This is a genomic window from Thauera sp. 28, assembly GCF_000310145.2.
In the GTDB taxonomy this organism is placed as follows: Bacteria; Pseudomonadota; Gammaproteobacteria; order Burkholderiales; family Rhodocyclaceae; genus Thauera; species Thauera mechernichensis.
In genome coordinates this window covers 16,224-28,799 of the sequence record NZ_AMXA01000035.1, presented here as the reverse complement: position 1 = coordinate 28,799, position 12,576 = coordinate 16,224, and the positions used below count along the sequence as shown (strand labels likewise).

Here is a 12,576-nt window from a genome sequence, read left to right as displayed (position 1 = left end):
CGCCGCCCGCCGCAGTGCCGACGAGGCGCGCACGCGCGCAGCGCAGGCCGCGGCAGACACGGCGGCCGCAGCGCAGCAGCTGAGCGGCGCCGAGGCTGCCTTGCAGGCCGAGCATGCGCGTGCGCCCGAGCGCGACGCCGCCCAGCGCGAGGTCTTGCGCCTGGAGGCGCTCGGCGAGGCCGTCACCCGCCTGGCCCAGGCCGACGCAGAGGCGGGCCGTTGCGCGGCCGCCCGGCTCGCCGCCGACAAGGTGCTCGCCGCCGCCGATGCCCGCCAGCAGGCGCTGGCCAGCCAGCGCAGCGCGCTCCTCGCTCGCATCGACAACCTGCAAGCGCTGGCCGGCGCGGCTGCCAGCCTCGAACTGCGCCTGCAGCAGGCCGAGCAGCGTGCCCGTGCGCTTGCGGCGCTGGCTGCCGCTCGTACCCAACTCGGCCGCCACGAAGCCACCGCAGCCAAGGCCCGCCAGGCGTGCGATTCCGCCATGCAGGGCGCCAGTGCCGCCCGCGCCGCCTTCGCCGCGCTGGACATGCGCTGGCGCCAGGCCCAGGCCGCCATCCTTGCCCGCCATCTGCATGACGGCGAGCCCTGTCCGGTATGCGGCAGCGCCAACCATCCTGCGCCCGCCGTGCATGCGGATGAACTGCCCACCGAACAGGCGCTGCAGGCGGCTGCGGAGCAGGCGCGCGCGGCTGACAGTGCGCTCGATGCCGCCCGCCAGGCGCTCAATGCCGCCGAACTGGCATGCGCCGCGGCAGCGGCCGAAGTGGACACGCGGGCGTCGGCACTGGCCCCGGCGGGTGACGACGAACCGGATCGCGCGGATGCCGAACCTGCACAGCTGCGCCATCAGCTCGACGCCGCGCACGCAGCGGCGACCGAGCTCGCCACATTGCGCACGCAATTGCTCGCCGTAGAGCAGGCCACTGCCGACGTCGCGGCAGCGGCCGAACAGGCGCGTACGCAAGCCGTCTCGGCCGCCAGCGCCGCACATGCCGCTGCGCAGGTGGCCGAGGAGCGTCGCGCCGGCGTGCCCGAGGCCTTGCGCAGCCCGGTTGCGCTGCAGGCTGCGCTGGCGGAGGCCCAGGCGCGACGTGCCCAGCTCGAACGCGTGCTGCAGCAGGCACAGGCAATGCATGATCAGGCAGCGCGCCGTGTCGCTGCGTTGCAGGCCCAGAGCGCCACCCTGGCCGAGAGCGTGGCCGCGGCCGCGACGCGCGTCGATGAGGCGCGCCTCCAGTTTGCCGAGGCGCTGGTCACCGCGGGCTTCGCGGCGGAGGGCGGTGGCGAATCGGGTGGCGAGGCTGCGTGGCGTGCCGCCTTGCTGCCTGCCGAGCGCATCGCTGCCCTGGACGCTGCGATCCGCGAGGCTGAACAGCGCCATGCAGCTGCCCGCGAACGTGCCGAGCGCGCCCTGAGCGCCATTGCCGGGCTGGCGCGCCCCGATCTCGATGCCCTCGAAGCCCGTGCCGCTGCGGCCCGTGCCGCGGTCGAGGCCGTGCTCGATCGCATCGCCCAGGCCCGCGGCGCCCTGTCCGCCCTCGCCGACACGCTTGCGCGTCTCGACCTCATCGCGCGCGAATCCGGCGCAATCGAGGCCGAGTACCGCATCGTCGGTCATCTTGCCGACATCGCCAACGGCAACAATGGACGCAATCTCACCTTCCAGCGCTATGTGCTCGCGGCACTGCTCGATGACGTGCTGCGTGCGGCTTCGCTGCGTCTGACGGCGATGAGCCGCGGCCGCTACCAGCTCCAGCGTCGCGAGGACGTTGCCGATGCGCGTCGTGCCGCCGGCCTCGATCTGGAGGTCGTCGACGAGTACACCGGCCGCAGCCGCCCGGCCGCCACGCTGTCCGGCGGGGAGGGCTTCATGGCCTCGCTGGCGCTTGCGCTCGGCCTGTCCGATGTCGTCCAGGGCTACGCCGGCGGTGTACAGCTCGACACCCTGTTCATCGACGAGGGCTTCGGCAGCCTCGACCCGGAGTCGCTGGAGCTGGCGATGCGGGCGCTGATCGACCTGCAGCAGCGCGGCCGCATGGTGGGGGTGATCTCGCACGTGGAGGAGATGAAACAGCAGATCGATGTTGCGGTCGACGTCGTGCAGGGCATCCGGGGCAGCCGGATCAGAGTGAAGACCTAGGCCTCGCTGGCTGCTCCAGGCGATTGCCGGGATCGGTGTCGATAGTGTATTGCAATCGATGTTATTGCTTTCAATTGCCAATTCCTTTGCTAAGCTGAAGTCATGGGCAGTCGGGGAGCACGGCGACCTTATCGGTCGTGTGTGTTGCAGGCCTCGGGGCGTCAGCTTGGGCGAGTCGCTTGCACTGCCTTTTTCCGTAGGTGAGATGGACCATTACAGGAGAACATGATGAGCGGGAATGACAACAACACGGCCGGCGGTTGCCCGGTGATGCATGGCGCGAACACGGCTTCCAGCAACTCGGTGATGGCGTGGTGGCCCAACGCGCTCAATCTGGACATCCTCCACCAGCACGACAGCAAGTCGAACCCGCTGGGCGCGGACTTCGACTATCGGGAAGAACTCAAGAAGCTCGACGTCGAGGCGCTCAAGAAGGATCTCAAGGCGCTGATGACCGACAGCCAGGAGTGGTGGCCGGCCGACTGGGGCCACTACGGCGGCCTGATGATCCGCATGGCCTGGCACGCGGCCGGCACCTACCGCATCGCCGACGGTCGTGGCGGCGCAGGCACCGGCAACCAGCGTTTCGCCCCGCTCAACTCCTGGCCCGACAACGGCAACCTCGACAAGGCCCGCCGCCTGCTGTGGCCGATCAAGCGCAAATACGGCAACAAGGTGAGCTGGGCCGACCTCATCATTCTCGCCGGCAACATGGCCTACGAGTCGATGGGCTTCAAGACCTTCGGTTTCGGCTTCGGCCGCGAGGACATCTGGCACCCCGAGAAGGACATCTACTGGGGTTCCGAGAAGGAATGGCTCGCCCCCAGCGGCGGCGAGGGCTCGCGCTACTCCGGCGAGCGCGACCTCGAGAATCCGCTCGCCGCGGTGATGATGGGCCTCATCTACGTGAACCCTGAGGGTGTCGACGGCAAGCCCGACCCCTTCAAGACCGCCCACGACATGCGCGTGACATTCGCCCGCATGGCAATGAACGACGAGGAGACCGTCGCGCTCACCGCGGGTGGCCACACCGTCGGCAAGGCGCATGGCAACGGCAGCGCAGCCAACCTCGGCCCTGCACCGGAAGGCGCGGACATCGAGGACCAGGGCTTCGGCTGGGTGAACCACAAGACCCGCGGCATCGGCCGTGACACCGTGACCAGCGGCATCGAAGGCGCGTGGACGTCCAAGCCCACGCAGTGGGACAACGGCTACTTCGACATGCTGTTCAAGCACGACTGGTGGCTGCAGAAATCGCCTGCCGGCGCCTGGCAGTGGGAGCCGGTGAACATCGCCGAGGAAGACATGCCGGTCGACGTCGAGGACCCGTCGATCCGTTGCAAGCCGATGATGACCGACGCCGACATGGCGCTCAAGTTCGACCCCGAGTACCGCAAGATCGCCGAACGCTTCCGCGACGACCAGGCCTACTTCGAAGAAGTCTTCGCCCGCGCCTGGTTCAAGCTGACCCACCGCGACATGGGGCCGAAGGCGCGCTACATCGGCCCCGACGTGCCGGCTGAAGATCTCATCTGGCAGGACCCGGTGCCCGCCGGCAACAAGAACTACGACGTGGCGGCGGTGAAGGCGAAGATCGCTGCTGCCGGCCTGTCGGTCGGCGACCTGGTCGCCACCGCCTGGGACAGCGCGCGCACCTTCCGTGGCTCGGACAAGCGCGGTGGTGCCAATGGTGCGCGCATCCGCCTTGCGCCGCAGAAGGACTGGGAAGGCAACGAGCCGGCGCGCCTCGCCAGGGTGCTCGCCGCCTACGAGAAGATCGCCGCCGAGACCGGCGCCAGCGTGGCCGACGTCATCGTGCTCGGCGGCAACGTCGGCCTGGAGCAGGCGATCAAGGCCGCTGGCTTCGATGTCGAGGTGCCCTTCGCCCCCGGGCGCGGCGATGCCAGCCAGGCGCAGACCGACGTCGAGTCCTTCGCCGTGCTCGAGCCGGAGCATGACGGCTTCCGCAACTGGCAGAAGAAGCACTACGTCGTGCAGCCCGAGGAGATGCTGCTCGACCGCGCCCAGCTGCTCGGGCTCACGGCGCCCGAGATGACCGTGCTGATCGGCGGTCTGCGTGTGCTCGGCACCAACCACGGCGGCAGCCAGCACGGCGTGTTCACCGATCGTGTCGGCGCGCTCACCAACGACTTCTTCGTCAATCTGACCGACATGCGCTACAGCTGGAAGCCCACCGGGCGCAACAGCTACGACATCGTCGAGCGCAAGAGCGGCGCGAAGAAATGGACCGCAACCCGGGTCGATCTGGTGTTCGGCTCCAACGCCATCCTGCGCGCCTACGCCGAGTTGTACGCGCAGGACGACAGCAGGGAGAAGTTCGTGCGTGACTTCGTCGCTGCCTGGACGAAGGTGATGAACGCCGACCGCTTCGATCTCGGCTGATCGCTGCGGAACCCTTTCGCCGCCTCGGCTGCGGCGAAAGGGGGTGCAATGACGCTTGCAAAGGGCCCGCGGCGCGTGGGCGATTGATGCTGCAAGGCGTCCCATTCCTCGTTAAGCTTCTGCGGGCGGTGTCGGCTGACACCGCCCATTTTTTGTTCACGATCCCGCTTTGCGGCGGAGGACGATGATCGATTTCGGCCCTTGCGCCATGGCCCTTGCAGCGCGTCCACGGGCATGGCGATGAACCTGCTGGCGACCGATTCAGCGGCTCGGCTGCTCGCAGGCGGGCGGGCGATTGCCGTGCGTGTCGCCGGCTTGCTGTTGCTGGTTCTGCTCTTCCTCCTGTTCCGGCACTGGGGTTGGCCGCCGGGCGTGCACCTGGCGCTGGCCGTTGTCTTCCTCTACGTCGCGGTAAGTACGGGCGCCCAGGTGCAGCGCCTGCGGGCGACTCAGCGCGCCTATCAGTTGGCGATGCAGGCCGCGCACGACGGCTTCTGGGACTGGGACCCGGTCAGCAAGCGTCTCGACGTTGGCCACCGCCTGCTGGAGATCCTTGGCTACAGCCAGAACTTCCTGCTCGATACGCACGCCTGGCTGGCGCTGGTGCACCCGGACGACCGCGCGCACTACAACCGCACCGTGGCCGAGCATCTCAAAGGCAGGACGCCGTTCTTCTACTGTGAGTACAGGGTACGCTCGCACAGCGGCGAGTACCGCTGGATCGCATCGCGTGGCATCGCCGTGCGTGACCGCCGCGGCGTTGCCTACCAGATGTCGGGCTCGGTCACCGACATTACCGAGCGCAAGCGCCACGAGGCGCAGATCGCCTATCTGGCCGAGCACGACCAGCTCACCGGCCTGCCCAACCGCTTCCTGCTCGCAGAGCGTCTGGCCGAGGCATTGACGGCAGCGACAGCCGCGGGTGGCCAGGTGGCACTGGTGTTCATCGACCTCGACCGCTTCAAGGACATCAACGACTCGCTGGGCCACCGTCTCGGCGACCACCTGTTGCAAGCCGTCGCGGAGCGCCTGGTTGGCGGCCTGGCCAACGGCGAGGTGCTGGCGCGCCAGGGGGGCGACGAGTTCATCGTGCTCATGCCTGGAGTTGCTGGCCGCGAGCTTGCCGAGTCGCGGGCGCGGGCGCTGCTCGAACTCCTGGAGTCGCCCTTCGTCACCGACGGCAACCACCTTCACGTCGGTGCCAGCCTCGGCCTCAGCATGTTCCCGGACGACGCGGCCGACGCCGAGCAGTTGCTGCGCAATGCCGATACCGCGATGTACGCCGCCAAGCGCGATGGCGGCGGCACGGTCCGCTGGCACACTCCGCAGATGAAGGAGCGCGTGCTGCACCGGGCAACGATGGAGGCGCGCCTGCGCCGGGCGATCGAACACGGCAGCTTCGAGCTGCATTACCAGCCCCAGTTCGAGACCGCGACCGGTCGCCTGTTCGGCGCCGAGGCGCTGCTGCGCTGGCATGACGGTGACGAGTGGATCGCCCCCGATCGCTTCATCCCGGTCGCGGAAGAGACCGGGCTCATCGTGCCGATCGGCGACTGGGTGCTGGACAACGCGACGGCCTGCGCAGCGCGTTGGCGCGACAGCCTGCCCTACCCCCTGCGCATGGCCATCAACCTGTCGCCGCGCCAGTTCTGGAGCGGCGACCTGCTCGTGCGCGTGCTTGCCGCCGTCGAGCGCCATGGCGTCGACCCGGCCCTGATCGAGCTGGAGATCACCGAATCGATGCTGCTGCGCGCCGAGGGCGACCATGTTGCCGCGCTGCGTACGCTGCGCCAGCGTGGCATGCGGCTGGCGCTGGACGACTTCGGCACCGGCTACTCATCGCTCTCCTACCTGCACCGCCTGCCCTTTACCAGCCTCAAGATCGACCGCAGCTTCGTGGCCGCGCTGTTCGATGACGATGGCAATTACGGCGACGGTGCGGCGCTCATCCCCGCGATCGTCGCCATGGCGCACAGCCTGGAGCTGGAGGTCGTGGCCGAGGGCGTCGAGACCTCGGCCCAACTGGTGCACCTCAGCGAAATCGGTGTCGATCTGCACCAGGGCTTCTACAGCGGCAGACCGGTACCCGAAGCGGCGTTCGTCCGCCAGTTCGTCGCCGCCGACCGGCGCTGAGTGCGAAGTCGGCCGCGCCAGGCGCGTGCCGGTGGCGATCAGCCCGCTTGCCAGGGCAGACTGTCGGCGATCAGCGTGGCGACCTGGGTTTCCAGTGCCGACAGCGCCGCGTCCAGTGCCTCTGCACTTGCCTCGCTACGGTCGACGGCGTCCTCGAGTGCCCGCGCGGCCTGCATGAGATCGAGCGCGCACAGGAAGCCGGCGTTGCTCGCCAGGGTATGGAGCCGGCGTCCGGCACTGGCGCGATCGCCGCGGGCGAGTTCGGCACGTGCGTCGGCCACGGCACGGGCGTTGTCCTCGGCAAACATCTGCAGCAGGCTGCAGAACATCGACGCGTCGCCGCCGAGACGTTGCATGGCGCGTTCGCGGTCGATGCCAGGGATGGCCGGAAAGCCGTCGCCCGGTGTGGCTGCGGCTGTTTCTGCGGGCGCTGGGGCGGGAGCGGCGGGCGAGGCCTGGCGCGGCGTTACCCAATGCGCCAGCAGTTCGGCCATCTGGTCCAGGTCCATGGGCTTGGGCAGCACGTCGTCGGCGCCGGCGTCGCGGGCGGCGGCGCGCTGGTCCTCGCGCACGCCTGCGGTGAACACGATGATGGGCAGCGTGCCCAGGCCGAGCTCGCTGCGGATTGCGCGCGTTGCACTCAGGCCATCCATCACCGGCATCTGCACGTCCATCAGCACCGCGTCGAAGCCGTCGGGGCGGGTGCGCAACAACTGCACCGCCTGCTGGCCGTCTGCGGCCAGGGTCGCCGTCGCACCCTCGAGGCGGAGGGCGCGTTCGACCAGGTCGCGGTTCATTGCGCTGTCGTCGACCACCAGCAGGTGAGCGCCCTGCAGGCGCGGGCCGCGCGGCTGTGCATGCCGGCGCGGCGCGAGCCGGCGTATCTCGTCGGCGCTGACGCGTGTCACCGGGATCTCGAACCAGAACAGGCTGCCTTCGCCGACCCGGCTGTCGACGCCGATCTCGCCGTCCATCAGTTCGACCAGGCGCTTGCAGATCGACAAGCCCAGCCCGGTACCGCCGAAGCGGCGCGCGATGCCTGCGTCTGCCTGGGCAAACGGTGCGAACAGGCGGCCGAGCGCCTCCGGAGCGATGCCGATGCCGGTATCGAGGATGTCGACCCGCAGCCGCAGTGCTGCTGCGCCGCAGTCATGCGCGCGCACCCGCACCGTGACTTCGCCGCGCTCGGTGAACTTGATCGCGTTCGCGGTGAGGTTGAACAGCACCTGCTCGATGCGCAAGCCGTCGCCGAGGAGCGCGTGCTCGAGCGGGGCGGGGGCGTCCACATGCAGCGCCAGCCCCTTGGCACGCGCAGCCTGGCCCATCAGGCTGTCGACGTTGGCGAGCAGCACGCCGAGGTCGAACGGCCGCGGCTCGATGCGCAACTGGCCGGCTTCGATCTTGGACAGGTCGAGCACGTCATTGAGGATGGTGAGCAGCGACTGGCCCGCGCTGCGAATGCGCTCGACCATGTCGCGCTGGTTGGCGGCGAGCGGCTCGCGCTCGAGCACTTGGGCCAGCCCGAGCACCGCGTTCATCGGCGTGCGGATCTCGTGGCTCATGTGGGCGAGGAACTCGCTCTTGGCCGCATTGGCCGCCTCGGCAGTGGCGGTAGCCTGGCGCAGGCGTTCTTCCATCTCCTTGCGCGCGCTGATGTCCTCCACGATGACGAGGTAGCGCGGTGCGGGCTCGGAATACACCCGCACCGGCGCGCAGGTCAGGCTCGCCCACACCGTCGAACCGTCCGGCCGCAGGTAGCGCTTGCTGAGCCGGTAGCCGGTGCTGGCGCCGCGGCGCAGGCGATCGAGCTCGCTCAGGCCGGCTTCCACGTCCTCGGGGTGGGTGATGCGTGCGGGGTCGAGTCCGGTCAGTTCCGCAACCGGGCGGCCGACGATCTCGGCAAAGCGCCGGTTGGCCTCGGTGATCCGTCCGCTTTCCGAGTCGAGCAGCACGACGCCGAGCGGCGCCTGCTCGAACATCACCCGGAAGCGCGCCTCGGCCGCGCGCTGAGCCTGCAGTGCGGCAAGCTCCTGGCGTTCCTGGTCGCGCCGCCATAGCAGGTAGCCGCCGGAATAGACCAGCACCAGGCCCAGGCCCATCGCCAGCGCGGTGGCCCAGGCCATGGTGCGGATGCCGGCGTAGGCTTCGCGTTCGTCGATCTCGGCGAGCATCAGCCACGGCGTGCCGCCGACCGCGGCCGCATAGGCGAGCACCGGCACGCCGCGGTAGTCGCGCCCATTCTCGAGGATGCCGAGTTGCCCTTCCACCGCGCGCGCTGCGGGCAGCGCAGGCGCGTCGAGCGGGCGGGTGAGCGCCAGGGCCGGCTCGGGGGCGTGCCGCAAGGGCGTGAGAAAGCGCACGCCGGCCGGGTCGCGGCGCACGAGATAGGTTTCGGCGGTGTGCGTCGGCACGGGCCAGGATTCGACCAGGGGGTAGAGCGCAGCGCTCGCCTTCCAGGTCAGATACACCACGCCCCGCGCTGCACCCGGCTCGCCGATGGGGGCCAGCACGCCATACTGCACCTCGCCCGCGGCGTCACGGTGCAGGTCGATGAGCTCGACCCGGGGGCGCGCGAGGATGTCTGCCGCCAGTGCATGCAAGGGCCCGATATCGGTGCCGCCGATGCTCAGCACCGGCCGCAGTCCGGCATCGACGATGGCCAGCCCGCCCCAGCCGCGGCGGCGCGCGATCTCGACGAGATGCTCGCGCATGCGCTCGAGGCGGACGCCGTCGCCCCGTCCGCCCGCCAGCCAGGTGGCGTACAGGCTTTCGAAGCGTGAATCGGCCGAGAAGTAGGATTCGGCGTCGATCCGGGTCTCGTGCAGCGAGTTCTCGATCTGCTGGCGCTTCTGCTCGGCGATCACCGCCAGCGTGCGGTGCGTCTCGCGGCGGATCTCCTCGCTCAGGTAGCGGTAGCCGACCACCCCGGTCACGCTCATCAGCAGCGAGATGAGGGCCAGCGGCAGGATGAACCGCAGCCACAGCGTGCGTATGCCGTCTGCGGTTTGGGCAGGGGCGGCGGAGAGGGTGGCAGTGTTCATGTCGGCAGCGGGCAGTGCGTTGGCCCGGCCCGGGGGCAGCGCAGAGTGGGCGAGCGATATGGCATCGCACGGCAACGGCGCGTGGTCGTCGGCCAGGGGGCAAAGCAGGCCATGATTATGCACCATCGGAGTGCTCCCGGGCCTGATTCCCCGCCGCGAGGGGTTGAGGGCGATGGCGTCCGGGTTGTGCCTCGATCATGTGCGCATGCACAAGGCTGCGCTTTGCGGCAGAATGCCGGGCTTTTCCATTGACATATTACGGAGCCCGCCCAGATGCCTCGCAAACCCGCTTTCCGCACCCTCGCCGTTGGTATTGCGCTGCTTGGCGGCGCAGCCTTGCTCGGCGGTTGCGCCACCGAGCAGTCGCGCACGCTGGAGGTGGCCAAGGTGGCCTCGGCCGGCACGGTATACACCGGTCAGCGCAGCCTCATCGCCGTGGGCAAGTTCGATAACCGCTCCAGCTTCATGCGCGGCATCTTCACCGATGGTGTCGACCGCCTCGGCAGCCAGGCCAAGACCGTCCTGATCACCCATCTGCAGCAGACCGGGCGCTTCAACGTGCTCGACCGCGACAACATGGCGGAGATCAAGCAGGAGGCGGCGCTCGCCAAGTCGGCGCAGAACATCAAGGGCGCCACCTTCGTCATCACCGGCGACGTCACCGAGTTCGGCCGCAAGGAAACCGGCGACAAGCAGCTGTTCGGCATCCTCGGGCGCGGCAAGTCGCAGATCGCCTACGCCAAGGTCAATCTCAACGTGGTCAACGTCGAGACCTCGGAAGTGGTCTATTCGGCCCAGGGCGCAGGCGAGTACAGCCTCGACAACCGCGAGGTCGTCGGCTTCGGCGGTACCGCGGGCTACGACTCCACGCTCAATGGCAAGGTGCTCGACCTCGCCATGCGCGAAGCGGTCAACCGCCTGGTCGAGGGCATCGAGTCCGGCGCCTGGCAACCCGGCCGCTGATCGGCACGCAACGGAAGCTCCACGATGATGCGTTTCCTGTCTGCACGGCGCTCGGCCGTGCTTGCGCTCGCCGCCACCTTGCTGCTGGTCGGCTGCGCCACCGGCCCGCAGCCGCTCTACTACTGGGGCGACTACCAGCCCGCGCTCTACGGCCACTTCACCAAGGAGGTCGGGCCGCAGGAGCAGATCGCCAGCCTCGAAGCCGGCCTGGAGAAGGCGCGTGCCGCCGGCAGGCCGGTGCCGCCGGGCTACAACGCGCACCTCGGCCTGCTGTACGCCGAAAGCGAGCAGGGCGACCAGATGGTGAAGTACTTCGAAGCCGAGAAGGCGCTCTATCCGGAAAGCGCCGGCTACATCGACTTCCTGCTCGGCAAGTTCAAGCGAACGAATTGAGGCGCCCGACGATGCGATTCCGAACCCCTTCCATCCGCTCGGCGCAGACCGGGCTGGCCGCCGCGTTTGCCGCCGCCCTCATCGCCACCGGCTGCGCGACACCCACGCCCTACGACTACAGCGCTTTCAAGCAGAGCCGCCCGGCCTCCATCCTGGTGCTGCCGCCGCTCAACAGCTCGCCCGACGTGGCCGCCACCTACAGCATGCTGTCGCAGGTCACGTTGCCGCTGGCAGAGTCCGGTTACTACGTGCTCCCGGTCAGCCTGGTGGACGAGACCTTCCGCCAGAACGGGCTGTACAACCCGCCCGAGATGCACGAGGTGGCACCGCAGAAGTTGCGCGAAATCTTCGGTGCCGACGCCGCGCTTTACATCAACATCAAGCAGTACGGCACCAGCTACGCCGTGCTGGCGAGCGAAAGCCGCGTCACCGCCGAGGCCAGGCTGGTCGATCTGCGCAGCGGGCAGTCCTTGTGGCAGGGCGAGGCCACCGCCTCCAGCGCCGAAGGCCGCAGTTCCAGCGGCGGCCTGGTCGGCCTGCTCGTGCAGGCCGTGGTCGCCCAGATCGTCGAGAGCGTGACCAACAAGTCGCATCCCATCGCCGGCATCACCAGTAACCGCCTGCTGGCGGCAGGCAGGCCGAGCGGCATGCTGTACGGGCCGCGTTCGCCTAATTATCAGAAGGATGGAAGCGTGCCGCGCTGACACGCGCCTCGGGGCGGGTGAGGCCCCGAGCACCATGCGATGAGGAATTGACGGCCCATCCCCATCAGTACAAACTAGTCACAAAGCTAGTCAGGAGGCGTGATCATGCATGTGTGGCCGGTACAGGACGCGAAGGCGCGGTTCAGCGAGTTCCTCGACAGCTGTCTGGCCGAGGGCCCGCAGATGGTCACCCGGCGAGGTGTCGAGGCCGCGGTATTGATTCCGGTGCAGGAGTGGCGCCGCCTGCAGGCCGCGGCGCAGCCCTCGCTCAAGGCCCTGCTGCTGGCGGATGAGGCGCGCATCGAAGAGCTCGTTCCCGAGCGCGGCATGGTCAGGCGCCGCGCGCCGGTGGATCTGGGCTGATCCACATGTACCTGCTCGATACCAACGTCGTCTCCGAACTACGCAGGCCGCGGCCCCACGGCGCCGTAGTCGCCTGGCTGCAGTCGGTGGAGGACGCCAGCCTGTTCCTGTCGGTGGTCACGCTCGGCGAGATTCAGGCCGGGATTGAACGCACGCGCGAACAGGATCGGGCCAAGGCCGCCGAGATCGAAGCCTGGCTCGAGCGCGTGGCCAGCGCCTGGAACGTGCTGGCGATGGATGCTGCGGCCTTCAGGGAATGGGCGAGGCTGATGCACCGCCAGTCCGACACACTCTACGAGGACGCGATGATCGCCGCGACTGCGCGGACGCAGGGTCTCACCGTTGTCACACGCAATGTTGCGGATTTCAAAACCCTCGGGGTGGATGTGTTGAATCCTTTCGCGTAGCCGCGTCCGCGCCGATGGTTGGCGAAAGC

The 12,576-nt window shown here is 68.9% G+C and carries 9 protein-coding genes; 8 read left to right on the top strand and 1 reads right to left on the bottom strand.

Annotated features, from left to right (window positions below):
- The 3 genes from C662_RS17310 to C662_RS17300 all read left to right on the top strand — a co-directional run.
- Window positions 1–2,140, top strand: a 2,140-nt coding sequence (locus tag C662_RS17310) for an SbcC/MukB-like Walker B domain-containing protein (protein WP_002932047.1), incomplete at its 5' end; no start/stop codon positions are given.
- 228 nt (window positions 2,141–2,368) lie between these two features.
- Window positions 2,369–4,543, top strand: a complete 2,175-nt coding sequence (gene katG, locus C662_RS17305; protein ID WP_002932045.1) for a catalase/peroxidase HPI — start codon at window positions 2,369–2,371, stop codon at window positions 4,541–4,543.
- A 234-nt stretch (window positions 4,544–4,777) separates the two neighbouring features.
- Complete coding sequence (locus C662_RS17300; protein ID WP_002932042.1) at window positions 4,778–6,676, top strand: putative bifunctional diguanylate cyclase/phosphodiesterase; 1,899 nt, start codon at window positions 4,778–4,780, stop codon at window positions 6,674–6,676.
- Between the two features lie 38 nt (window positions 6,677–6,714).
- On the opposite strand, the gene C662_RS17295 is transcribed toward C662_RS17300, so the two are convergent.
- On the bottom strand, window positions 6,715–9,843 hold the full coding sequence (locus C662_RS17295; RefSeq protein ID WP_002932041.1) for a PAS domain-containing hybrid sensor histidine kinase/response regulator: 3,129 nt from the start codon (window positions 9,841–9,843) through the stop codon (window positions 6,715–6,717).
- 147 nt (window positions 9,844–9,990) lie between these two features.
- Here C662_RS17295 and C662_RS17290 point away from each other — a divergent pair, with 147 nt between their 5' ends.
- The 5 genes from C662_RS17290 (at window position 9,991) to C662_RS17270 (ending at window position 12,547) form a co-directional block, all read left to right on the top strand.
- Complete coding sequence (locus tag C662_RS17290) at window positions 9,991–10,680, top strand: CsgG/HfaB family protein (protein ID WP_002932031.1); 690 nt, start codon at window positions 9,991–9,993, stop codon at window positions 10,678–10,680.
- A gap of 24 nt (window positions 10,681–10,704) precedes the next feature.
- The gene (locus tag C662_RS17285; RefSeq protein ID WP_002932030.1) at window positions 10,705–11,073 is read left to right on the top strand and encodes a DUF4810 domain-containing protein; all 369 of its coding nucleotides are present in this window, start codon (window positions 10,705–10,707) and stop codon (window positions 11,071–11,073) included.
- A gap of 11 nt (window positions 11,074–11,084) precedes the next feature.
- Window positions 11,085–11,777, top strand: a complete 693-nt coding sequence (locus C662_RS17280; RefSeq protein ID WP_002932027.1) for a DUF799 domain-containing protein — start codon at window positions 11,085–11,087, stop codon at window positions 11,775–11,777.
- A 105-nt stretch (window positions 11,778–11,882) separates the two neighbouring features.
- Entirely contained in the window at window positions 11,883–12,140 is a 258-nt protein-coding gene (locus C662_RS17275; protein WP_002932025.1) for a type II toxin-antitoxin system Phd/YefM family antitoxin, read from the top strand.
- A 5-nt stretch (window positions 12,141–12,145) separates the two neighbouring features.
- Complete coding sequence (locus tag C662_RS17270) at window positions 12,146–12,547, top strand: type II toxin-antitoxin system VapC family toxin (protein WP_002932015.1); 402 nt, start codon at window positions 12,146–12,148, stop codon at window positions 12,545–12,547.
- Window positions 12,548–12,576: the final 29 nt, after the last annotated feature.